This is a genomic window from Streptomyces sp. DSM 40868 (assembly GCF_011820545.1).
Taxonomy (GTDB): domain Bacteria; phylum Actinomycetota; class Actinomycetes; order Streptomycetales; family Streptomycetaceae; genus Streptomyces; species Streptomyces eurythermus.
On the sequence record NZ_CP050504.1, the window covers coordinates 7,029,524 to 7,052,382 of the forward strand.

Sequence of the window (22,859 nt, forward strand, 5' to 3'; positions counted from 1 at the left end):
CTCCCCGCCAACCCGGGTTGGGGGCCGGCGCCCGCACGGCCGCTCTCATCCGCCCGACGACGACAGGCCGGCCCATGACCGACACCGCCCCCACGGCCGTACCGATACCCGGCCAGATCACCCTCCCCGACGGACGCGTGGAACTCGCGCCCGGCACCCCGCCGCCCAGCGGGCCGTACGCCAACGACGACCTGCTCCCGGTGCCCGCCGCCCGGCGCACCTGGACGACGTACACCTTCTCGGCGCTGTGGGTCGGCATGGCCCACAACACCGCCTCCTGGACCCTCGCCTCCGGGCTGATCGCGGTCGGCATGGACTGGCGGCAGGCGGTGTTCACCATCGCCCTCGCCAACCTGATCGTGCTGGCCCCGATGCTGCTGACCGGGCACGCGGGCCCCAAGTACGGCATCCCCTTCCCGGTGTTCGCCCGCGCCTCCTTCGGCGTGCGCGGCGCCAACCTGCCCGCCGTGGTACGGGCGTTGGTGGCGTGCGGCTGGTTCGGCATCCAGACCTGGATCGGCGGTGAGGCGATCTACTTCCTCGCCGGGAAGCTGATCGGCACCGGCTGGACGGACGCCGCGCACATCGGCGGCCACGCCTGGACCATGTGGCTGTCCTTCGCGCTCTTCTGGGCCCTCCAGGTCGCCATCATCCTGCGGGGTATGGAGACCATCCGCCGCTTCGAGAACTGGGCGGCGCCCTTCGTCCTCGTCGGCGCGTTCGTGATGCTGTGGTGGATGAGCGACCGGGCCGGCGGACTCGGCCCGCTCTTCGCCCAGCCGTCCCGGCTCGGCTGGGGCGGCGCCTTCTGGAAGCTGTTCTGGCCCTCCCTCATGGGCATGATCGGCTTCTGGTCCACGCTGTCGCTGAACATCCCCGACTTCACCCGCTACGGAAAGAGCCAGCGCGCCCAGAACTGGGGACAGGCGCTCGGCCTGCCGACCACCATGACCCTGTTCGCGTTCCTGTCCGTGCTGGTGACCTCCGGCTCACAGGCCGTCTACGGCGAGCCGGTCTGGGACCCGGTGCGGCTCGCGGCGAAGACGGACAACGCGGCCGGACTGCTGTACGCGCTCGTGACCGTCCTCGTCGCCACACTGTCCGTGAACATCGCCGCCAACCTGGTCTCCCCGGCGTTCGACTTCTCCAACGTGGCGCCCGGCAAGGTGAGTTTCCGCACCGGCGCCCTGATCACCGCCGTCCTCGCGGTGCTGATCCTGCCGTGGAGGCTGTACTCCGACCCGCGCGGCTACATCTTCACCTGGCTCGGCCTGGTCGGCGGACTGCTCGGCACCGTCGCGGGCATCCTCGTCGCCGACTACTGGCTGCTGCGCCGCACCCGCCTGGACCTCGCCGCCCTCTATCGCGCGGGCGGCCGGTACTGGTACCTCGGCGGCTGGAACCCGCGGGCGGTCCTCGCCTTTCTCGCGGGCGGCGTCCTCGCCGTCGGCGGCGCCGACTTCACCCCGCTGACCGACGGCCGCCCCATTCCGGCGCTGTCCCCGCTCGCCGACTACGGCTGGGCGGTGGGCCTCGGCACCTCCCTGGTGGTGTACCTCGCGCTGACCCGGCTCGCGCCACCACGACCGGCGGCGGACCGATCGCCCGGCCCGGGGCGGAACGGGCGGAAACCGGCCGGTAGCCGGGTATTGTCCGGCAGGATGCCCCTGGGGCGCGTCAGGACCCGGCTCCCGGACCACGGAAGCGGGCACCATGGCGGCGGACGGGATGCACATGAGTGACGCCGTGACCATGTCCGCGGCCGGCCGGCCGGCCGCGCCGCCGCCGCGCTCGCCCGCACCGCCAGGTGTCCGTACGGCTCGAACCGGAGAACCACACCGGGATACGAGGACCGGAACTCGACGTGCTGACCGGCGGACCGGAGTCACTGCCGGCCGAGTCGGAGGCGGCCGGAGAGGACGGCGCGACGGCCGCGACACCGCGCTGCTCCGGCTGCTGCCGCTGGAGCGCGAGCGCCACCGGATGACCCCGGGACTGCGCGCCGGGGCAGAGGGGCTCCTCGCGATGACCGACGCGATGACGGCCGGCGACACCGGCGCGTTCGTCCGCGAGGCGCGGAGCGTGCCCGCCGGCCGGCGGGGCTTCGGCCGCGGGCTCAGCCCCGGCCGGCGCCCAGCGCGGCCACCGCGGACTTCGCCGCCTTGATGGCGCCCTTGTTGATCTCGTCCGTGGCCGGCGCCTCGCGGGTCTCGAAGTCGCTGCCGCTGTAGGTGACGACGACCAGGGCGTTGGCGGCGCGGACCAGCACCACGCCCTCGCGGGTCTGCTGCTTGTCCTCCGTGGTGAGGCCGACGACGGAGTACGCGGTGTCGCCGAGCCCCGGCACGGCCCCGCCGCCGCTCTTCTCCGCGACCCGCTGCTCGTACTCCTTCTCCGCCTCCTGGTCCGACTCGCCGATCTCGAACGACACGTCGAGCCAGCGGTAGTCGTAGCCGTGTAGCGCGTTCCAGGAGCAGGTGCGGCGGAGCTTGGTGTCCGTGGAGGGGATCTCCTTGCCGGCCGGCTTCGCGCCGGGCACCAGGGACTCCAGGGTGGCGGCGGGGACGGCGGGGCAGGGGGCGGGCGCGGTGGTGTACGTGGGTGCCGCCGTGGTGGCGGACGGGGTGGCCGCGGAGGTTCCGGCGGGCGAGGTCCGGGCCGTCTGGTGCCCGGCGGCGGGCGGGGCGGCGGGGCCGGAGGACAGCAGCCAGCCGGCGCAGGCGAGCACCGCGACCGGTGACAGACGCGCGGTGAGGGCGAGCGGCAGGGGCAGGGGACGCACGGGCACACTTCTCGTGGGGGAGAGGGGTGGAGGGGTCCGCGGGGCGGACGGGGTACGACAGTGTCACATGACTGTCTGTGGCGCGGAAGTGCCAACGCACTGCGTACCCACCCGGTCACGGGCCACGGTCATGACGTACCGGTCTGCCCGTGATGCGCCCCCGCTTCCGCCCCCTCGGACGGCCGGAGTCACGGCACGCGCGCCGTCCACTCCGGGGAGCCGAACTTCGTGCGGGCCAGTTCCTCCGCCCGGGCCAGCTCCTCATCCGTGATCTTGCCGTCGGCCAGGCCGTAGCGCGCGCGGAAGGAGTCGATCATCCGCTCGATGACGGCCTCGCGCGGCAGCCCCGTCTGCCGGCGCAGCGGGTCGACCCGCTTCTTCGCGCTCTTCGTGCCCTTGTCGGACAGCTTCTCCCGCCCGATCCGCAGCACCTCGACCATCTTGTCGGCGTCGATGTCGTACGACATCGTCACGTGGTGCAGCACGGCACCCGGGCCCCCGCCCGGCCCGACCATCCGCTTCTGCGCCGCGCCCGCGATCTTGCCCTGGTCGGTGGCGATGTCGTTCAGCGGCTGGTACCAGGCCCGGACGCCCAGGTCCCCGAGGGCGCCCAGCACCCAGTCGTCCAGATAGGCGTAGCTGTCCTGGAAGGACAGGCCCTGCACCAGGGACTCGGGCACCGACAGCGAGTAGGTGATCGTGTTGCCGGGCTCGACGAACATCGCGCCGCCGCCGGAGATCCGCCGCACCACCTCGACGCCGTGCCGGGCGGCGCCCTGAGGGTCGACCTCGTTGCGCAGCGACTGGAAGCTGCCGATGATCACCGCCGGGGAGCCCCACTCCCACACCCGCAGCGTCGGCGGCCGGCGGCCCGCGGCCACCTCGGCGGTCAGCACCTCGTCCAGCGCCATGTGCAGGGCCGGCGGCTGCGGGGCCTCGTGGATCAGCTGCCAGTCGTAGTCGGTCCAGTCCGTGGCGCGCGCGAGCGCCCGGCGCACCGCGATGCCCACGCCTTCCGAGGTCAGGCCGTACATCACCGTCCCCGCCGGAAGCGCCGCGTCGATGCGCGCGGCCAGCCCCGCCGCGTCGGTGTCCGCGGGGGCGCCCTCCAGGGCGCCGTTCACCGCGTCCAGCGCCTCGTCCGGCTCCAGGAAGAAGTCGCCCGCCACGCGCACGTGCCGCAGCACGCCGTCCTCGACGTCCACATCCACGACGACGAGCTTGCCGCCGGGAACCTTGTACTCACCGTGCACTGCCTTGGCCTTTCGTTCCTGTCGCCGGGGATCAACGTCCGGCCCGCCCGGAGTGTTCCCGGGACGCCGCCCCCGCCCACGGCGCCCCGGCGTGTCATCACTCCAGGCAGGGGCCGGCACCGTGCAGGGACCCGGCGCGGACCGTGCCCGGGCCGCGTATCCGGACGTGCGGCGGGGCAGCTTCCGGTCACGACAGCTTTCCGGGGCAAGCCGGCCGACGCGCGCACACCGAGGTGAGAGATGCGGTTCACGACCCGACCCACCCTGCAAGGCACCTTCGGCATGGTCTCCTCCACGCACTGGCTGGCCTCCCAGTCGGCGATGGCGGTGCTGGAGGACGGCGGCAACGCCTTCGACGCGGCCGTGGCCGGCGCGTTCGTGCTGCACGTCGTGGAACCGCACCTGAACGGGCCGGCCGGCGAGGTCCCGATGCTGCTCGCCCCGGCGGGCGGCGCCGTGCGCGTGCTGTGCGGACAGGGCGTGGCCCCGGCCGGCGCCACCCCGGCCCACTACCGGGACCTCGGACTGGACCTCGTACCGGGCACCGGACCGCTCGCCGCCGCCGTGCCCGGCGCCTTCGACGCCTGGCTGCTCCTGCTGCGCGACCACGGCACCAAGTCCCTGGACGACGTGCTGAAGTACGCCATCGGCTACGCCGAGCACGGACACGCGCCCGTGGAGAACGTCGGCGCGACCGTGGCGAGCGTACGGCGGCTGTTCGAGACCGAGTGGACGACGTCGGCCGAGGTGTACCTGCCCGGCGGCCGGCCGCCCCGCCCCGGCACGCTGCTGCGCAACCCGGCGCTCGCCGCCACCTGGAAGCGGCTGCTGGCCGAGACCGCGCACGCGGGCGACCGGGAGGCACGGATCGACGCCGCGCGCGAGGTGTGGCGCTCCGGCTTCATCGCCGAGGCCCTGGTACGGCAGTCCCGGCGCCCCACCATGGACACCAGCGGCGAACGGCACACCGGCACCCTCACCGAGGCCGACCTGGCCGGCTGGTCCGCCCACTACGAGACCCCGGTGACGTACGACTGGAACGGCTGGACCGTGTGCAAGGCCGGCCCCTGGAGCCAGGGGCCGGTGCTGCTCCAGCAGCTCGCCCTGCTCCCGCCCGAGCTGCCCGCCCCGGGCTCCGCCGACTACGTGCACCTGCTGATCGAGGGCTGCAAGCTCGCCATGGCCGACCGCGAGGCCTGGTACGGCGACGCCGCCGAGGTGCCGCTCGGCGACCTGCTGTCGGACGCCTACAACGCCGGGCGGCGGGCCCTGATCGGCGCGAAGGCCTCCTACGACCTGCGTCCCGGCAGCCCCGGCGGACGGCTCCCCAGGCTGCCCGCACTGGCGCACGCGCGCGTGCCGGCGGGCGCGCGGCCCGGCTTCGACCCGATGGGCGCCGGCGAACCGACCGTCGCCCCGCTGCCCGGCGCGCCCACCCTCGCGGAGGCCACCGGAGAGGCCCAGGCCACCGGTGAGGCGTATACCGCCGGTGAGGCCCAGGTGGCCGCCGACGGCTCGACCCGGGGCGACACCTGCCACCTGGACGTCGTCGACCGCTGGGGCAACATGATCGCGGCCACGCCCAGCGGGGGCTGGCTCCAGTCCAACCCCGTGGTCCCCGAACTCGGCTTCCCGCTCGGCACCCGGCTGCAGATGACCTGGCTGGAGGAGGGCCTGCCGGGCACCCTCACCCCCGGCCGCCGGCCCCGCACCACCCTCACCCCCTCCCTCGCGCTGCGCGACGGGGTACCGGTCCTGGCGTTCGGCACGCCCGGCGGGGACCAGCAGGACCAGTGGCAGCTGCACTTCTTCCTGGCCGCCGCCCTGGGCGCCCCCGTCCGCGGCGGACTCGACCTCCAGGGCGCCATCGACGCCCCCAACTGGCACAACGACAGCTTCCCCGGCTCCTTCCATCCGCGCCGCCGCAGCCCCGGCAGCGTGACCGTGGAGTCCCGCACGGACCCCGGTGTGATCGAGGAGCTGCGGCGGCGCGGCCATGACGTCACCGTCGGCCCCGCCTGGTCCGAGGGCCGCCTGTGCGCGGTGGCCCGGGACCCGGAGACCGGCATCGTCTCGGCGGCGGCGAACCCACGCGGAATGCAGGGCTACGCGGTCGGCCGCTGACGCCCTGCCCGGGCCGCGGAACCTACTGCCCCGCCCGGCGCCGTACCGGCGCACCGCCGCGGGCCCCGCTGTTCAAGCCGGTTCCACCTCTGGGGCACCCGCGGGCCGGGGCTGTCAGTGGGGCGTGGTCTGATGGGGGGCATGATCGAAGAGACGGAAACCATCGAGGAGTTTCTCGCCCGCCGCTCGGCCGACGTGGAGGAGGCGGTCCGCAAGGCCGCCGCGGCCGAGATCCTGCCCCGCTTCCGCCGCCTCGCCGCCCACGAGGTGGACCGGAAGAGCGGCCCGCACGACCTGGTGACGGACGCCGACCGGCTCGCCGAGCTGCGGCTCACCGAGGACCTCGGCGCGCTGCTGCCCGGCTCCGTGGTGGTCGGCGAGGAGGCCGTGCACGCCGACCCGGCGGTCTACGAGGCCCTCCGGGGCGACACCCCGGTCTGGATCGTCGACCCGGTCGACGGCACCCGTCAGTTCGTCCACGGCGACGACGGCTTCTGCACCCTGGTGGCACTCGCCCACCGCGGCACCGTGGTCGCCTCCTGGACGTACGCCGCCGCGCGCGACCGGTTCGCCATCGCCGTCCGCGGCCAGGGCGCCTTCCTCGACGGCGAGCGGCTGTTCGCCGGCCCGCCCGAGCCCGGCCGGGACCTCGTCGTCGCCACCTCCCACCCGGACTACACCACCGACGAGCAGAAGCGCGCGCTGCGCGCCCTGTGGACCGACGGCCTCGCCCCGCGCGCGTGCGGCTCCGCGGGTCTGGAGTACCTCGCGATCGCCCGGGGCGAGCTGGACGCCGTCGCGTTCTCCTGGGAGGCCGCCTGGGACCACGCGGCCGGACTGCTCCTGGTCGAGGAGGCGGGCGGCACGCACCTCACCCTCACCGGCGAGCCGTTCCGCGTCACCGGCGGCAACGCCCTGCCGTTCACCGCCGCGCGGGACGCCGCCACCGCCCGCCGGGTGGCCGGTGTGCTGCGCACCGCCTCCTGACCGCCCGGGGCCACCCGGACCGGGGGAGTGTCAGTGCCCCGGCATATCCTGATCCCGAATGGCCATCGGCTGACGAAGGGGTCCGAAGGTGCCGTCGATGCTCGATGCGGTCGTGGTGGGTGCGGGGCCGAACGGACTGACCGCCGCGGTGGAGCTGGCCCGCCGCGGATTCTCCGTGGCCCTGTTCGAGGCGAAGTCCACGGTGGGCGGCGGCGCCCGCACGGAGGAGCTGACGCTGCCCGGCTTCCGGCACGACCCGTGCTCGGCCGCCCACCCCCTCGGCGTCAACTCCCCGGCGTTCCGCGCCCTCCCGCTCGAGCGGTACGGCCTGGAGTGGCTGCACGCCCCGCTGCCCATGGCCCACCCGTTCCCGGACGGCACCGCGGCCGTGCTGTCCCACTCGGTGGCCGAGACCGCCGCGTCCTTCGGACCGCGCGACGCGGGCCCGTACCGCAGACTGGTCGAGCCGCTGCTCGCCCGCTGGGACACCCTCGTCCAGGACTTCATGTCCCTGCCGCTGACCGCGCTGCCCCGCGACCCGGTCACCCTCGCCCGCTTCGGCCTGGCCGGCCTGCCGCCGTCCACCTGGCTGATGCGCCGCTTCAAGGACGAGCGGTTCAAAACCCTCTTCGCCGGCCTCGTCGCCCATGTGATGGCACCGCTGAGCGGCCTCGCCACCAGCGCCATCGGGCTGGTCTTCGCCCTGTCCGCGCACGCCCGCGGCTGGCCGGTGGCCCGCGGCGGCTCCCAGGCGATCTCCGACGCCCTGGCCGCGTATCTGCGGGACCTCGGCGGTGCGGTGCACACCGACTTCGAGGTCAAGCGCCTGGACGACCTGCCGCCCGCGCGCGCGTACGTCTTCGACACCTCGCCCGCCGCGCTCGCCCGCATCGCCGGCCTCGGCGACTACTACGCGAACTACCGCTACGGCCCCAGCGTGTTCAAGATCGACTACGCGCTGGACGGCCCGGTGCCGTGGACCGCGCCGGAGGCCCGCACCGCCGGCACCGTCCAGATCGGCGCGAGCCAGGCCGAGATCGGCACCGCCCTGCGCGCCGCCGCCCGCGAGGGGCGGGCCCCCGAGCGGCCCTTCATGATCACCGTGCAGCCGAGCGTGGTCGACCCCACCCGGGCCCCCGAGGGCAAGCATGTCTTCTGGGCGTACGGCCATGTCCCGAACGGCTGGTCCGGGGACCTCACCGAGGCCATGGAACGCCAGCTGGAGCGCTTCGCCCCCGGCTTCCGCGACCGGGTGCTCGCCCGCGCGACGGCCGGGCCCGCCGAGATGGCCGCCCGCAACGCCAACTACGTCGGCGGGGACATCGCCTGCGGTGCGGCCTCCGGGCTCCAGCTGCTGCTGCGTCCCAAGCTGTCCCTGTTCCCGTACCACACCCCGCACCCGGCCGTGTTCCTCTGTTCCTCGGCCACACCGCCGGGACCCGGGGTGCACGGCATGTCGGGCCACAACGCGGCCAAGGCGGTCTGGCGGAGACTGAGACAGAGCTGAACCGAGGCGGGCCGAGCCGGAGTTGCCCGGAAAGGTGCGACCGACATGACCAGCATCACCCTCGTCCAGGGCGACATCACCCGGCAGCACGCCGACGCCCTCGTCAACGCGGCCAACTCCTCGCTCCTGGGCGGCGGGGGAGTGGACGGCGCGATCCACCGCCGCGGCGGCCCCGCCATCCTGGCGGAGTGCCGCGCGCTGCGCGCCTCCCGGTACGGCAAGGGCCTGCCCACCGGCCAGGCGGTCGCCACCACGGCGGGCGAGCTGGACGCCCGCTGGGTCATCCACACGGTGGGTCCCGTCTGGTCACCGGCAGAGGACCGCTCGCACCTCCTGGCCTCCTGCTACCGCGAGTCCCTGCGCGTCGCCGGCGAACTCGGCGCCCGCACGGTCGCGTTCCCCGCCATCTCCACCGGCGTCTACCGCTGGCCGATGGCGGACGCGGCCCGCATCGCGGTGGAGGCGGTACGCACCACCCCGACCGCCGTGGAAGAGGTGCGGTTCGTCCTGTTCGACACCTCCGCGTACGAGGCGTTCGCCCGGCACCTGAGCGGTCGGTAGGGGGACCGGGGTCGCGCCCGGAACGGTAGGCGGGCCGGGGCCGTGTGCCGGGCGGCAGGGGGGCCGGGGCCGCAGGCGGGATGGTAGGCAGGCGGGTTGGGGTCGCGCCCGGAACGGTAGGCGGGCCGGGGCCGTGTGCCAGGCGGCAGGGGGGCCGGGGCCGTGCGTGGGACGGTGGGCGGGCCGGGGCCGCAGGCGGGATGGTAGGCAGGCGGGTTGGGGCCGCGCCCGGAACGGCAGGCGGGCCGGGATCGCGGGCGGGACGGTAGGCGGCCGGCCTGGTCACCGTCGGCGACTCCTTCATCACCGGGGCCGCGCCCGCCGGAGGGATCTCGCGCCCCGGGCCGGTGGCCGGTCAGTCCCGGACCGTCGGCGGCAGTACCTCGTCGGGCCGACGCATGGTGCCCGACGGCAGGCCGCCCTGGTCGCGCAGGCGCCGGCAGACGTCCGCCAGCGCGGTGACGCCGACGCAGTTCTCCCCGTCACGCTCGGGCCACACCACGCCGAAGGCGCACGGTTCCAGGTCCGCCACGGTGCGGTAGAGGATGTCGGGCCGGGGGAACAGCTCCGCCGCCACGGCCGGCAGAAAGGCGATCGCGCCGTCGAAGGAGACGGCCGACAGCAGCGATTCCACCCGGCTCACATGGTGGTCGGTGTACCGCACGCGGGTGCCGTCCGGCCGGGGGTCCACGGCCCGGAAGCACCGCTCGACGGGGGACACCTCCTGGGCCAGGCCGACCATCGGCCGCTCGGCGAGGTCCGCCAGCCGCAGCGTGCCACGCCGGGCGAGCGGGCCGGTGGCGGACAGGCACACCCCACGCGACTCCAGCCACCGGGGCACGCGGCTGTGGGTGAAGGACGTGGTGACCGTGCCCGGCTCCGCGCAGCGCCCGCGGCTGCCGATCACCGTCGGCGGCCAGTCGCCGACCCTCGTCCGGGTCGCCGCCGAGCTCGCCGATGCCTGGAACACCCACGGCCCGCCCGGCGCGAGCGACACCGAGGTGCTCGTCATCACCGCCGAGCAGAACGAACGGCTCGACCGGCTCGCCGAGGCCGCCGGCCGGGACCCCGCGAGCGTGCGGCGCTCGTACACCGTCTTCGGCCCGTGGGACCCACGGACCGGACGGCACACCTACGAGGAGATCTTCGAGCGGTTCCTCGCCGCCGGTGTCTCCGAATTCGTCCTCGACTGGCCGGGGGAGGCGCATCTGGAGGAGTTCGAACGAGTCGCCCGTGAGGTGATCCCGCCGCCGCGGACCGGCTGACGGTACCCACCGCGCCGTCCGCACCGGAGCACCACCTCACGAGCACCCACGACGCGATCCTGTGCCGGGTGTCCCGGCCACGAAGCGCCGGGACACCGATGTGCCGCACGGGGGATCACACAGCGATTCGGCAGTTCCACACACGGGTGTTCCGACAGGACACCCGAGGATTCGCGTGAAGGTGTGACACGCACATGACCGAACACACGACCCGCCACCCGGCCGGCCGCACCGTGACACGGGGCGACCGGCAGTACGCCGATCTGGTGAGCGGGCTCAACCAGCGTTACCAGGCCCGGCCCGAGTCCATACGGCTCGTACGGTCCACCGACGAGGTGGTCGCGGCCGTCCAGCAGGCCGTCGACCAGGGCAAGCGGATCAGCGTCCGTTCCAGCGGACACTGCCACGAGGACTTCGTGCACCACCCCGACGTCCAGATGATCGTGGACATGTCGGGCATGAGCGCGGTGTACCACGACGAGCGGCGCGGCGCCGTCGCCGTCGAATCCGGCGCCACCAACCTCCGCACGTACCAGACCCTCTACCCCGAGTGGGGCGTCGTCGTCCCCACCGGGTTCTGCTACTCGGTCGCCATGGGCGGCCACGTCAGCGGCGGCGCCTGGGGACCGCTGTGCCGGCTGCACGGCCTGGTCGTCGACCACCTCTACGCCGTGGAGGTGGTCGTGGTCGACGCCCGGGGCAGGGCCCGCGCGGTGGTCGCCACCCGCGAGGCGGACGACCCCCGCCGCGACCTGTGGTGGGCCCACACCGGCGGCGGGGGCGGTAACTTCGGCATCGCCACCCGCTACTGGTTCCGCTCCCCGGACGCCACGGGCCGCGACCCCGGCGCACTGCTGCCCAAGCCGACGCCACCGCGCCGGACGCGGAGCAGATCCTCGCCGACCACCTCAAGCACATCGGCTACGGCATCGGCGTCGAACACGGCGCGCTCACCCGGCACACGGGCGACCTGCCCGCCCTGCCCCAGTTCGCCGCCCCCCGCCGGCTGCCCTGGCTCCAGGCGGTACGGCTGCTCGGCACCACCAACAGCGTCCTCAACGACCCCACGCTGCGCGCCGAGTACAAGTCCTCGTTCATGCGGGCCGCCTTCCCCGACAGCCACCTGGACGCGCTGTACAAGCACCTCACCCGCGACGACATCGACAACCCGAACATCAGCGTGCAGCTGACGTCGTACGGCGGCCGGATCAACGCGGTGGACCCCGCCGCGACCGCCGCACCCCACCGCGACGCCGCGTTCAAGATGCTCTGGCAGGTGTTCTGGAGCGACCCCGCCGACGACGACCGGTACATCTCCTGGGCCCGCGACTGCTACCGCGAGGTCTACGCGGACACCGGCGGCGTCCCGGTGCCCAACGAGGTCACCGACGGCTGCTACGTCAACTACCCCGACATCGACCTCGGCGACCCCCGGTTCAACACCTCGTCCACCCCCTGGCACACCCTCTACTACCAGGACAACTATCCGCGCCTGCAACGCGTCAAGGCGAAGTGGGACCCGCGGAACGTCTTCCGGCACAGCCAGTCCGTCCAGCCGCCCGCCGCCTGACCGGCAGCCCGGCCCGTACCGCGCGGCCCCCGTCCGACGGGCGCCGCGCGGCCCCGGCCGCCGGATGCGCCCACGCCCTGCCCGCGGGCCCCGGCGGAGCGCGTGACATCATCGTCGGGTCCGGGAACAGCCGTACGAAAGCCGAGAAGCACGATGAACCCCGCTCTGCTGGACGACTTCTCCCTGGAGATGACCGGCAAGGACGTGCCCCGGCTGGAAGAGGCGCAGGGCGGCATCCCGCCGGGCACCCGGATCAACATCACCTTCCTGGCCGGGGAGGACACCGCGACCCGGCTGACGGCGGCCCGTGCGGTCAAGCGGCTCGGCTTCGTCCCCGTACCGCACATCTCCGCCCGCCGGCTGCCCTCCCGGCCCGCCCTGGAGGAGTTCCTCACCGGGCTGGCGGCCGACGGCACCGCCGAGAACGTGTTCGTCGTCGGCGGCGACCCCGCCCGGCCCGAGGGCCCCTACGAAGACGCCCTCGCCGTCCTGCGCACCGGACTGCTGCGCCACCACGGCGTCCGGCACGTCGGCATCGCCGGCTACCCGGAAGGCCACCCCGGCATCACCGACCGCGCCCTGTGGACGGCGCTCACGGACAAGGCGGCCGCCCTCGACGCGGACCGCTTCGACGGCGACGTCATCACCCAGTTCGGCTTCGACGCGGACCCGGTCCTCGCCTGGCTCGAGGACCTGCGCGCCCGGGGCGTGCGCCTGCCCGTCCGGGTCGGCGTCCCCGGCCCCGCCGGGGTGCGCCGGCTGCTGGGCTACGCCACCCGGTTCGGCGTCGGCACCAGCGCCTCCGTCGCCCGCAAGTACGGGTTCTCGCTGACCAACCTCATGGGCACCACCGGCCCGGACCGCTTCCTGCACGCGCTGGCCGAACGCTACGACCCCGGCCGCCACGGTGTGGTGAAGGTGCACTTCTACACCTTCGGCGGACTGCGCGCCACCGCCGAATGGATCGACGGCTTCCGGCGGCAGCACGCCCCCGCCCCCGCGTCGTCGAATCGGTGAAGATCCGGGCCGGCGCAGGTTGATGTCGGTTTTCCGCCAGCGGACGGGGCGGGAGGTGGTCGATGCTGAAGGCATGCGAACAGGCACTCACCTCGACCGGGAGCACTGCGTACGCGCGGTGCGCTCCAAGGACGCGCGGTTCGACGGATGGTTCTTCACGGCCGTCCTGACCACCCGCATCTACTGCCGCCCGAGCTGCCCGGTCGTGCCGCCCAAGCCGGAGAACATGACGTTCTACCCGAGCGCCGCCGCCTGCCAGCAGGCCGGGTTCCGGGCCTGCAAACGCTGCCGCCCCGACACCAGCCCCGGCTCCCCGGAGTGGAACCTGCGCGCCGACCTGGTCGCCCGCGCCATGCGGCTGATCGCCGACGGCGTCGTGGACCGCGAAGGCGTCACCGGACTCGCCGCCCGGCTCGGCTACAGCACCCGCCAGGTCGAGCGGCAACTGCTCGCCGAACTGGGCGCCGGCCCCCTCGCGCTCGCCCGCGCCCAGCGCGCCCGGACCGCGCGGCTGCTCATCGAGACCACCGCGCTGCCCATGTCCGAGATCGCGTTCGCGGCCGGTTTCTCCTCGGTGCGTTCGTTCAACGACACCGTCCGCGAGGTCTTCGCCCTGTCGCCGAGCGAGCTGCGCGCCCGGGTGCCCGCGAGCGGTATCGGCACCCCCGGCGTGCTCACCCTGCGGCTGCCGTTCCGCGCCCCGCTCAACCCGTCCAACCTCTTCGGCCACCTCGCCGCCACCGCCGTACCCGGCGTGGAGGAGTGGCGGGACGGCGCCTACCGCCGCACGCTGCGGCTGCCCTACGGCCACGGCATCGCCGCCCTCACCCCCCGCCCCGACCACATCGCCTGCCGGCTCACCCTGAGCGACCTGCGCGACCTGACCGTGGCCAACAGCCGCTGCCGCCGCCTGCTCGACCTGGACGCCGACCCGGCCGCCGTCGACGAGCGGCTGTGCGCCGACCCGCTGCTCGCCCCGCTGGTCGAGCGCGGCCCGGGCCGCCGGGTGCCGCGCACGGTCGACGAGGCCGAGTTCGCCGTCCGCGCCGTGCTCGGCCAGCAGGTGTCCACCGCCGCCGCCCGCACCCACGCCGCCCGCCTGGTCACCGCGCACGGCAAACCCCTGGACGACCCCGAGGGCGGCCTCACCCATCTCTTCCCCTCGGCCGAGGCGCTGGCCTCCGTGGACCCCGAGTCCCTGGCCATGCCCCGCGCCCGGCGCACCACCTTCACCACCCTGGTCCGGCTGCTCGCCGACGGCGGGGTGCGCCTGGGAGTCGACACCGACTGGGCCGAGGCCCGCGCCCGGCTGCTCGCGCTGCCCGGCATCGGGCCGTGGACGGCCGACGTCATCGCCATGCGCGCCCTCGGCGACCCCGACGCGTTCCTCCCGACCGACCTCGGCATCCGGCGCGCCGCCGGGAAACTGGGCCTGCCGTCCTCACCGCCCGCGCTCACCGCCCGCGCGGAGGGCTGGCGGCCCTGGCGGGCGTACGCGGTGCAGTACCTGTGGGCGACCGACAGCCATCCGGTCAACTTCCTGCCCGCGTAAGCCCCCCGGACCCACCCACCCTGGGACCAGGCCCCCGACACCGGACACCGTGCCCGAGCACTCCGTACGAGGACCCCGCCATGAAGCAGCACACCGTCATCGACAGCCCCTACGGCCCGCTCACCCTCGTCGCCGACGACGGCGTGCTGTGCGGCCTGTACATGGCCGGCCAGCGCCACCGCCCGCCCGAGGAGACCTTCGGCACCCCCGACGACACCCCGTTCGCCGAGGCCGGGGAACAGCTCGCGGCCTACTTCGCGGGCGAGCTGAAGGAGTTCACCGTGCCACTCCGGCTGCACGGCACCCCGTTCCAGCGCCGGGTCTGGGAGCAGCTCACCCGCATCCCGTACGGCGAGACCCGCTCCTACGGCCAACTCGCCGGCGCCCTCGGCAACCCCAAGGCATCCCGCGCCGTCGGCCTCGCCAACGGCAAGAACCCCGTGGGCATCATCGTGCCCTGCCACCGGGTGATCGGCGCGGGCGGCGACCTCACCGGCTACGGCGGCGGCCTGGACCGCAAGCGCCGCCTGCTGGACTTCGAACGCGGAACGGCCCTGTTCTGACCGCCCGCCCCGCCTGCCCGGGCCCTACGCGTCGCCCTGCGCCGCCAGCCGGGCCAGCAGGGCGGGCAGCGCGGTGCCGATCGGTTCGCGGATCACCTCGTCGGCCCGGTCGTCGTACGGCGTCGGCTCGGCGTTGACGACGACGAGCCGGGCGCCGTGGTCGGCGGCGACCCCGGCGAGACCGGCGGCGGGCTGCACCTGGAGGCTGCTGCCGACCGCGATGAACACCTGGCAGGCCTTGGCGATGGCCGCGGCCTCGCCGAGGACCACGGGATCCAGCCGCTCGCCGAACATCACCGTCGCCGGCTTCAGGATGCCCCCGCACCCCAGGCACGGCGGGTCCGGCTCGCCCGCCGCCACCCGGGCCAGCGCGTCCTCCATCGGCCCCCGGGCGTGGCACCGGGTGCAGACCACAGCGCGGGCGCTGCCGTGCAGTTCGAGGACCTTGCGGGCGGGCAGGCCGGCGAGCTGGTGCAGCCCGTCCACGTTCTGGGTGAGGACCCGGACCGGGACCCCGGACCGCTCCAGTTCGGCGACGGCCCGGTGCGCGGCGTTCGGCCGGGCCCCGAGCGCGCCGCTGTCGCGCCGCATCAGCCAGGACCGGCGCCGGATCTCCGCGTCCGCCATGTAGTACTCGTACGTGACCAGCTTCTCGGCCTCCGGATCGCGCCGCCACAGCCCGTTCGGCCCGCGGTAGTCGGGGATTCCGGAGTCGGTGGAGATACCGGCCCCGCTGAGCAGGGCGACGAGGGGCTTGGCCATGCCCCCGAGGGTAGGGCGCGCCCACGGGCCGCCGCGAACGGATAAACGGATAAGCGGGGCGGGCGTCATGGTGCTCGCGGGGGTGGGCAGTCCGCAGGACGCCGTCGAACTCGTGGTCCGGGACCACATCGAGCGCGGGCACCGCACCGAGGCCCGGACCGCCGCCCGGGACGAGGCGCTGCGCGAGGTGGACGCCCGGCCCCGCGACCAGGAGGGCTGAACGCCGGCCGGAGGGCTGAGCACGAGGCGGAGGGCCGAACCGCCGGTCAGGCCACCCGCCGGCCGTTCTCCAGCTCCGCCGTGCCGCCGCCCTCCGCCAGCACGTCCAGGGCGGCCAGCACCCGGCGGCCCAGCGCTTCGGGCAGATACGCCGTCAGGTCCGCGCGGTCGACCAGGCGCCAGGACAGCAGCTCCTCCTCCTGGAGCCGGATGGAATCCAGCTCGGCCCCGGTGAGCACACCGCCGTCGTACAGGTACGCCACCAGCGGCGGCCGGTCCACGCCGTGCACCCAGTCCACCGCGAGCAGCCGGCCCAGCGGGCGGTCCAGCCCGATCTCCTCCAGCGTCTCCCGGCGGGCGCCCTGGCGCGGCGTCTCCCCGGTGTCCGACTCGATGGTCCCGCCCGGCAGCGCCCAGCCCTCGCGGTAGTTGGGCTCCACGAGCAGCACCCGGCCCCCGGCGTCCCGGAAGAGCGCGGCGGCCCCCGCGAGGACCCGGGGCAGACCGGCGATGTACGCGGCGAAGTCAGCAGTGGTGGTCATCGGGACAGGGTAACCAGCCACCCCGCCCTATGAACCCGTCGTCGCCAGGCGCAGGGTGCGTTCGGCCAGCGCACTGATCCGTACGCCGTCGAAGCCGAACACCGCGCTGCGCACCGTGTCCCGCAGCGGCTCCCGCCACTGGGCCGGAATCGCCCGCGCCCCGGTGCGCACCCCGGCCACCGAGCCGGCCGTCGCCCCGTTGGAGTCGGTGTCCAGGCCGCCGCGCACGGTCAGCGCGAGGGTCCGGGTGAAGTCGCCCTCGCCGTACAGCAGCCCGGCGGTGAGGACCGCGGCGTTGGGGACCGTGTGGATCCAGCCGAGCCCGGCGGTCTCCTCGGCCACCGTGGCCAGGGTCTGCTCCCAGGGCAGCCGCGCCTCGTGCAGGCCCGCCACCCGCCGTACGGTCCGGGCCAGGCGGCTGCCCGCCGGCACGACCGCCAGCGCGGTCTCCAGGGCGTCCCGGACGGTCGGGGCGGTGAAGGAGGCCGCGATCAGCGCGGCGGCCCACATGGCGCCGTAGACACCGTTGCCGGTGTGCGAGAGCACCGCGTCCCGGCGGGCCAGATGGGCGGCCCGGACGGGATCTCCGGGGCAGGTCCAGCCGAAGACATCGGCGCGGATCAGCGCGCCGATCCACTCCTGGTACGGGTTGTCGTACGTCGCCGTCAGCGGCGGCTTCAGCCCGCTCGCCAGATTCCGGTACGCGGCCCGCTCCGCCGTGAACGTCTGCAGGTACGGCAGTCTGAGCAGCCACAGGTCGCCGACCTGCTCGGTGCTGAAACCGAACCCGTGGGTCTCCAGCAGGTGCAGGCCGAGGATCGCGTAGTCCACGTCGTCGTCCCGGCAGCTGCCGTCGATCCGGCCGCGCACACAGCACCGCCACTCCGGGCGCAGCGCGGCGGCCTCCGCCGGGTCGGCCGGCTCGGGCAGATAGTCGGTCAGCGGCAGGGCGGCGGCCCGGCGCAGATAGCGGTCGATCCGGTCGCGGGTCCACACCTCGCCCTGCTCGACCGGCTTGCCGAGCATGTTGCCCGCGATCCGGCCGAGCCAGCCGCCGTGCAGCCGGTCGGCGAGGTCCGGGAGGGTGCGCTGGGTGCTCATGGCAGCGGGGTACCCACTTCCGCCCGCTCCGCGCGGCCTTCCAGGGTTCGGGCGGGGCATGACGGCGGGGGTGTCCTGCGGTTATCGTCACAGCGGCGCGACTGGCCCCGCCGTGCGCGGGGCCCGGAGAGCAAGGGGAAGACAAGGTGGCGGACGCTGCAGTGAACGAGGCCCGTCGGGTGCTCATCGCCGCGGACAAGTTCAAGGGCTCGCTGACGGCCGTGCAGGTCGCCGAGCGGGTGACGGCCGGGCTGCGCCGGGTCGTGCCGGACCTGGCGGTCGAGGCGCTGCCCGTGGCCGACGGCGGCGACGGGACCGTGGACGCGGCGGTCGCGGCCGGCTTCGAACGCCGCGAGGTCCGGGTGGCCGGGCCGCTCGGCGAGGAGGTGACGGCAGCGTTCGCGCTGCGCGACGGCACCGCGGTCGTGGAGATGGCCGAGGCGAGCGGTCTGCAGCGGCTGCCGGCCGGGGTCTTCGCGCCCCTGACGGCCTCCACGTACGGCTCCGGGGAACTGCTGCGGGCCGCGCTGGACGCGGGCGCGCGGACCATCGTGTTCGGCGTCGGCGGCAGCGCCACGACGGACGGCGGCGCGGGCATGCTGTCCGCGCTGGGCGCGCGGTTCCTCACCGAGGCGGGCGAGCCGGTGTCCCCGGGCGGCGGCGGACTGGCCGGCCTGGCCCGCGCCGACCTCTCCGGCCTCGACCCGCGGCTTTCCTCGGTCGAGCTGGTGCTGGCCAGCGACGTCGACAACCCGCTCACCGGACCGAAGGGCGCGCCCGCCGTCTACGGCCCGCAGAAGGGGGCCTCGCCGGACGACGTGGAGAGGCTGGACGCGGCGCTGGCCCACTTCGCGAAGGTGCTGGAGGCCGAGGTGGGCCCGCGGGCCGCCGAGTACGCGGCGGCCCCGGGCGCGGGCGCGGCGGGCGGCATCGGCTACGGGGCGCTGCTCCTGGGCGCCCGGTTCCGTGCCGGCATCGACGTCATGCTGGACGTCCTGGGCTTCGCGCCCGCCCTGGAACGGGCGTCCCTGGTGATCACCGGCGAGGGCTCGCTGGACGAGCAGACGCTGCACGGGAAGGCGCCGGCCGGGGTGGCCGCGGCGGCGCGGGCCGCGGGCAAGCCGGTGGTGGCGGTGTGCGGCCGGCTCGCCCTGCCGGAGGAGGCGCTGCGGCGGGCCGGTATCTCGGAGGCGTACCCCCTGACCTCGGTCGAGCCGGACGTCGCCAAGTGCATCGCGGACGCCGGCCCGATCCTGGAGCGACTCGCCGCCCGCCTGGCTGAGGCCCACTTGGCCTGACCTCCTGGGAGCTCCCCCCCCAGCCCCCCCGGCCTTGCCCGCCCACGATCCGTCTCGGCAGGCGGAGGGGTGGCGGCCCGGGCCGGGGCGGGAGTGCCCTGGCGGGGGTCGATGTGGGCTGGCCTCGTGGGGGCTCAGCCCTCTGGCCTTGCCCGCCCACGATCCGTCTCGGTAGGCGGAGGGGTGGCGGCCCGGGCCACGGCCCGAGCCCCGCCCCCCCCGAGGCGGTAGCCGTGTGGGCGCGTTTCGACTTGCCGAGACGGGTGGGCGGGTGGGCAAAGACGGGGGTCTGGGGGCGGAGCCCCCAGGGGCCGGGCACAAGCGAGGGGCCCCCTACCCAACCCGGGTAGGGGGCCCCTCGTCAAAGCGCCGCTACGGCAACTGCGCGGCCCGCGCCTCACGCCGATTGTCGCGGAAGTTGTTCACCCGCCGCGCCGTGGCGAACAGCGGAATCACCGCGCCCATCACCAGCTGCAGCGCGCAGCCCGTCTGCAGCAGCAGCTGACCGCTCGGCGCGTCGAAGGCCCACGCGGCCAGCAGCCCCATCGACAGCACGATCCAGCAGAGCATCGCCCCGGCCAGCCGGCCCCGCGGCTTCGGGTACTCCACCCGGCTCACCATCAGCCACGCCGTCCCCAGGATCGCCAGCAGCGTCGCCACGAACGGCAGCTCCAGCAGCACGATGGAGACGACGGTCAGCGCGCCGAACGGCGAGGGCATGCCCTGGAACATGCCGTCCTTCATCGTCACGCAGCTGAACCGGGCCAGTCTGAGCACCACGGCCAGCAGCACCACGATCGCGCCCACCGCCGCCACCCGCTGGTGCGCGTCGTCGGCGACCATGCCGTAGACGAGCACGAAGTACGCGGGCGCGAGGCCGAAGCTGATCAGGTCCGACAGGTTGTCCAGCTCCGCGCCCATCGGCGACGAGCGCAGCTTGCGCGCCACGAGCCCGTCGAACAGGTCGAAGACCGCCGCGCAGAGCATCAGGATGACCGCCGTGGCCGCGCTGTGGCGGGCCATGCCGGACTCCTGGCTGCCGGTGAGGTGCGGGATCAGGATGCCGGTGGTGGTGAAGTACACCGCCATGAAGCCGCACGTGGCGTTGCCCAGCGTGAGCGTGTCCGCTATCGACAGCCGCAGAGAGAGGGGCATCTCCTCCTCTTCGTCCACGTCGTCGGCCTCGGGCACCCAGCCCGCCTGGGTCTCCGGATCAATCACGGTCAATGCGAGTCACCCCAGCCACGGTCTTCTGTCCGACCTCGACCGCGACCTCCACGCCCTCGGGCAGGTAGAGATCGACACGCGAGCCGAAGCGGATCAGACCGATACGGTCGCCCTGCTCGACCTTCGTGCCCTCGGGGACGTAGGGCACGATGCGGCGGGCCACCGCGCCGGCGATCTGGATCATCTCGATGTCGCCGAGTTCGGTGTCGAAATGCCAGACTACGCGCTCGTTGTTCTCGCTCTCCTTGTTGAAAGCCGGAACAAAGCCGCCGGGGATGTGCTCGACGGACGTCACGGTGCCCGCGAGGGGCGCGCGGTTGACGTGGACGTTGAGCGGGCTCATGAAGATCGCGACGCGGGTGCGGCCGTCCTTCCACGGCATGATGCTCTGCACCACGCCGTCGGCGGGCGAGATGACCCGGCCCTCGGCGATCTCGCGCTCGGGGTCGCGGAAGAACCACAGCATGCCCGCGGCGAGCGCGGTGGCGGGCACGGCGACGGCCCTGGCCGCGCCGGAGCGGCGGGCCCGGACCAGGCTGACGGCTGCGGTGGCGACGGTCGGGAGGAGCCACGGCGATGCTCCGCGCGCGAGGCGTGCGCCTGCCAGGCTGTCGCGGTGTGCAGAGGAGTGGGGCATGGATGACCTTCGTAGCGGATGATGCCGCGCTCTGACGGGGGACGGCGGCTTTCCCGGATCGTACCGGGCGCGGCCCACAACTGGGCAAGCCAGGAAGCCGAGTCGGCGGCCGAAGAACGTCTACGGGGTGTGATCTTCTTCTCGAAGAAAACACCCCGTAACCGGACAATCAGCCCTGGAATCGATACTCTTCGAGCAGCCGGCGGCCGATGATCATTTTCTGGATCTCGGCGGTACCTTCACCGATGAGCAGCATCGGAGCCTCCCGGTACAGGCGCTCGATCTCGTACTCCTTGGAGAAGCCGTAGCCGCCGTGGATCCGGAAGGCGTCCTCCACGACCTCCTTGCAGTACTCGGAGGCCAGGTACTTCGCCATGCCGGCCTCCAGGTCGTTTCGCTCCCCGGAGTCCTTTTTGCGGGCCGCGTTGACCATCATCGCATGCGCGGCCTCGACCTTGGTGGCCATCTCCGCCAGCTTGAACTGAATGGCCTGGTGCTGGGCGATCGGCTTGCCGAAAGTGTGACGTTGCTGGGCGTACCGGACGCCCAGTTCGAAGGCGCGCTGGGCGACGCCGCAGCCGCGCGCCGCCACGTTGACCCGGCCGACCTCCACGCCGTCCATCATTTGGTAAAAACCTCGGCCGGTGACCCCGCCGAGCACCCGGTCGGCCGGAACGCGCAGGCCGTCCATGATCAGCTCGGTGGTGTCGACGCCCTTGTAGCCCATCTTGTCGATCTTGCCGGGGATGGTCAGGCCCGGGCGGACCTCGCCGAAGCCCGGCTCCTTCTCGACCAGGAAGGTGGTCATCGACCTGTGCGGGGCGGTGCCCTCGGGGTGTCCTTCGTCACTGCGGACCAGCACGGCCACGAGCGAGGAGGTGCCGCCGTTCGTCAGCCACATCTTCTGGCCGGTCAGGACGTACTCGTCGCCGTCCCGGACCGCCTTGGACGTGATCGCCGACACATCCGAGCCCAGGCCCGGCTCCGACATCGAGAAGGCGCCCCGGATGGCGCCGGCCGCCATCCTCGGCAGGAAGTGGTCCTTCTGCTCCTGCGTCCCGTGCTGCTTGAGCATGTACGCGACGATGAAGTGGGTGTTGATGATGCCGGACACCGACATCCAGCCACGGGCGATCTCCTCCACGCACAGCGCGTAGGTGAGCAGCGACTCGCCCAGGCCCCCGTACTCCTCGGGGATCATCAGACCGAACAGGCCGAGTTCCCTCAGGCCGTCCACGATCGCTTGCGGGTACTCGTCGCGGTGCTCCAGCTCCGTCGCGACGGGGATGATCTCCTTGTCGACAAAGTCACGGACCGTCGAGAGGATCTCCTGCTGGACGTCGGTCAGACCGGCGGTCTGGGCGAGACGGGCCATCTCTACTTCTCCTGCTGCTTCAGCTCCGGGCGGCCCGGCTGCTCGCCGCCGCGCTCCTTGATGTACGTCTCGGTGGGCACCATCACCTTGCGGCGGAAGACGCACACCAGGGTGCCGTCCTGCTTGTAGCCCTTGGTCTCGACGTGCACGATCCCGCGGTCGTTCTTCGACTTCGAGGGCCACTTGTCCAGCACGGTCGTCTCGCCGTAGATCGTGTCGCCGTGGAAGGTCGGCGCCACGTGCCGGAGCGACTCGATCTCCAGGTTGGCGATCGCCTTGCCGGAGACGTCCGGGACGGACATCCCGAGCAGCAGGGAGTACACGTAGTTCCCGACCACCACGTTCTTGCCGAAGTCGGTCGTCCGCTCGGCGTAGTTGGCGTCCATGTGGAGCGGGTGGTGGTTCATGGTCAGCAGACAGAACAGATGGTCGTCGTACTCCGTGACCGTCTTGCCCGGCCAGTGCTTGTACACCGCGCCGACCTCGAACTCCTCGTAGGTGCGTCCGAACTGCATCG

Annotated in this window: 24 protein-coding genes; 14 read left to right on the forward strand and 10 right to left on the reverse strand. The window is 73.8% G+C overall.

Features of this window, described 5'->3' with window-relative positions:
• The first annotated feature begins 74 nt into the window (after window positions 1–74).
• Window positions 75–1,742 (forward strand): NCS1 family nucleobase:cation symporter-1, encoded by a 1,668-nt coding sequence (locus HB370_RS31830; protein ID WP_244405708.1) that lies wholly within the window; start codon window positions 75–77, stop codon window positions 1,740–1,742.
• 65 nt (window positions 1,743–1,807) lie between these two features.
• Window positions 1,808–1,987 (forward strand): hypothetical protein, encoded by a 180-nt coding sequence (locus HB370_RS31835; RefSeq protein ID WP_157855626.1) that lies wholly within the window; start codon window positions 1,808–1,810, stop codon window positions 1,985–1,987.
• Window positions 1,988–2,116: 129 nt separating this feature from the next.
• On the opposite strand, the gene HB370_RS31840 is transcribed toward HB370_RS31835, so the two are convergent.
• Complete coding sequence (locus HB370_RS31840; RefSeq protein ID WP_030787643.1) at window positions 2,117–2,782, reverse strand: hypothetical protein; 666 nt, start codon at window positions 2,780–2,782, stop codon at window positions 2,117–2,119.
• 188 nt (window positions 2,783–2,970) lie between these two features.
• Window positions 2,971–4,035 (reverse strand): biotin/lipoate A/B protein ligase family protein, encoded by a 1,065-nt coding sequence (locus HB370_RS31845; protein WP_030787641.1) that lies wholly within the window; start codon window positions 4,033–4,035, stop codon window positions 2,971–2,973.
• 240 nt (window positions 4,036–4,275) lie between these two features.
• Here HB370_RS31845 and HB370_RS31850 point away from each other — a divergent pair, with 240 nt between their 5' ends.
• From HB370_RS31850 to HB370_RS31865, 4 genes are all read left to right on the forward strand, one after another.
• Window positions 4,276–6,159: a gamma-glutamyltransferase gene (locus HB370_RS31850; RefSeq protein ID WP_030787639.1), complete on the forward strand. Its 1,884-nt coding sequence runs from the start codon at window positions 4,276–4,278 to the stop codon at window positions 6,157–6,159.
• 141 nt (window positions 6,160–6,300) lie between these two features.
• Window positions 6,301–7,146, forward strand: a complete 846-nt coding sequence (locus HB370_RS31855) for an inositol monophosphatase family protein (RefSeq protein WP_030787637.1) — start codon at window positions 6,301–6,303, stop codon at window positions 7,144–7,146.
• A 97-nt stretch (window positions 7,147–7,243) separates the two neighbouring features.
• Window positions 7,244–8,653, forward strand: coding sequence for an NAD(P)/FAD-dependent oxidoreductase (locus HB370_RS31860; protein WP_030787634.1), 1,410 nt, complete (start codon window positions 7,244–7,246; stop codon window positions 8,651–8,653).
• Between the two features lie 45 nt (window positions 8,654–8,698).
• Complete coding sequence (locus HB370_RS31865; RefSeq protein WP_030787631.1) at window positions 8,699–9,214, forward strand: O-acetyl-ADP-ribose deacetylase; 516 nt, start codon at window positions 8,699–8,701, stop codon at window positions 9,212–9,214.
• Window positions 9,215–9,569: 355 nt separating this feature from the next.
• Here the strand turns inward: HB370_RS31865 and HB370_RS31870 are convergent, their stop codons facing one another.
• Window positions 9,570–10,055, reverse strand: a complete 486-nt coding sequence (locus tag HB370_RS31870; protein WP_157855625.1) for a LysR substrate-binding domain-containing protein — start codon at window positions 10,053–10,055, stop codon at window positions 9,570–9,572.
• Between the two features lie 10 nt (window positions 10,056–10,065).
• Between HB370_RS31870 and HB370_RS31875 the strand changes: the two genes are divergently transcribed.
• From HB370_RS31875 to HB370_RS31895, 6 genes are all read left to right on the forward strand, one after another.
• Window positions 10,066–10,479 carry an LLM class flavin-dependent oxidoreductase gene (locus HB370_RS31875; RefSeq protein ID WP_157855624.1) on the forward strand — a complete coding sequence of 138 codons (414 nt, stop codon included), beginning with the start codon at window positions 10,066–10,068 and terminating at the stop codon, window positions 10,477–10,479.
• Window positions 10,480–10,673: 194 nt separating this feature from the next.
• The gene (locus tag HB370_RS31880) at window positions 10,674–11,669 is read left to right on the forward strand and encodes an FAD-binding protein (protein WP_244405710.1); all 996 of its coding nucleotides are present in this window, start codon (window positions 10,674–10,676) and stop codon (window positions 11,667–11,669) included.
• Complete coding sequence (locus tag HB370_RS42115; protein WP_244405712.1) at window positions 11,576–12,049, forward strand: BBE domain-containing protein; 474 nt, start codon at window positions 11,576–11,578, stop codon at window positions 12,047–12,049. The genes HB370_RS31880 and HB370_RS42115 overlap by 94 nt, the downstream gene beginning before the upstream one ends.
• Window positions 12,050–12,202: 153 nt before the next feature.
• Window positions 12,203–13,066 carry a methylenetetrahydrofolate reductase gene (locus HB370_RS31885; protein WP_037702494.1) on the forward strand — a complete coding sequence of 288 codons (864 nt, stop codon included), beginning with the start codon at window positions 12,203–12,205 and terminating at the stop codon, window positions 13,064–13,066.
• A gap of 73 nt (window positions 13,067–13,139) precedes the next feature.
• A complete protein-coding gene (locus HB370_RS31890) occupies window positions 13,140–14,618 on the forward strand; it encodes a DNA-3-methyladenine glycosylase 2 (protein ID WP_030787622.1) in 1,479 nt (492 codons plus the stop codon).
• An 80-nt stretch (window positions 14,619–14,698) separates the two neighbouring features.
• Window positions 14,699–15,181: a methylated-DNA--[protein]-cysteine S-methyltransferase gene (locus HB370_RS31895; protein ID WP_030787620.1), complete on the forward strand. Its 483-nt coding sequence runs from the start codon at window positions 14,699–14,701 to the stop codon at window positions 15,179–15,181.
• Window positions 15,182–15,205: 24 nt separating this feature from the next.
• On the opposite strand, the gene HB370_RS31900 is transcribed toward HB370_RS31895, so the two are convergent.
• Window positions 15,206–15,943, reverse strand: coding sequence for a Sir2 family NAD-dependent protein deacetylase (locus tag HB370_RS31900; RefSeq protein WP_030787618.1), 738 nt, complete (start codon window positions 15,941–15,943; stop codon window positions 15,206–15,208).
• A gap of 67 nt (window positions 15,944–16,010) precedes the next feature.
• Here HB370_RS31900 and HB370_RS31905 point away from each other — a divergent pair, with 67 nt between their 5' ends.
• A complete protein-coding gene (locus tag HB370_RS31905) occupies window positions 16,011–16,163 on the forward strand; it encodes a DUF2191 domain-containing protein (protein ID WP_078637661.1) in 153 nt (50 codons plus the stop codon).
• Between the two features lie 46 nt (window positions 16,164–16,209).
• Here HB370_RS31905 and HB370_RS31910 read toward each other — a convergent pair whose 3' ends face one another.
• On the reverse strand, window positions 16,210–16,704 hold the full coding sequence (locus HB370_RS31910) for an NUDIX hydrolase (protein ID WP_030787615.1): 495 nt from the start codon (window positions 16,702–16,704) through the stop codon (window positions 16,210–16,212).
• Window positions 16,705–16,731: 27 nt separating this feature from the next.
• The gene (locus tag HB370_RS31915; RefSeq protein ID WP_030787612.1) at window positions 16,732–17,805 is read right to left on the reverse strand and encodes an ADP-ribosylglycohydrolase family protein; all 1,074 of its coding nucleotides are present in this window, start codon (window positions 17,803–17,805) and stop codon (window positions 16,732–16,734) included.
• 161 nt (window positions 17,806–17,966) lie between these two features.
• On the opposite strand from HB370_RS31915, the gene HB370_RS31920 reads away from it, so the two are divergent.
• Window positions 17,967–19,103 (forward strand): glycerate kinase, encoded by a 1,137-nt coding sequence (locus HB370_RS31920; protein ID WP_030787609.1) that lies wholly within the window; start codon window positions 17,967–17,969, stop codon window positions 19,101–19,103.
• A gap of 372 nt (window positions 19,104–19,475) precedes the next feature.
• On the opposite strand, the gene pssA is transcribed toward HB370_RS31920, so the two are convergent.
• From pssA to HB370_RS31940, 4 genes are all read right to left on the reverse strand, one after another.
• Window positions 19,476–20,294 (reverse strand): CDP-diacylglycerol--serine O-phosphatidyltransferase, encoded by an 819-nt coding sequence (gene pssA / locus HB370_RS31925; protein WP_030787606.1) that lies wholly within the window; start codon window positions 20,292–20,294, stop codon window positions 19,476–19,478.
• A gap of 22 nt (window positions 20,295–20,316) precedes the next feature.
• Complete coding sequence (locus HB370_RS31930; protein ID WP_030787603.1) at window positions 20,317–20,967, reverse strand: phosphatidylserine decarboxylase; 651 nt, start codon at window positions 20,965–20,967, stop codon at window positions 20,317–20,319.
• A gap of 169 nt (window positions 20,968–21,136) precedes the next feature.
• Window positions 21,137–22,342, reverse strand: coding sequence for an acyl-CoA dehydrogenase family protein (locus tag HB370_RS31935; protein ID WP_030787600.1), 1,206 nt, complete (start codon window positions 22,340–22,342; stop codon window positions 21,137–21,139).
• 2 nt (window positions 22,343–22,344) lie between these two features.
• Window positions 22,345–22,857: a MaoC family dehydratase gene (locus HB370_RS31940; protein ID WP_030787596.1), complete on the reverse strand. Its 513-nt coding sequence runs from the start codon at window positions 22,855–22,857 to the stop codon at window positions 22,345–22,347.
• Window positions 22,858–22,859: the final 2 nt, after the last annotated feature.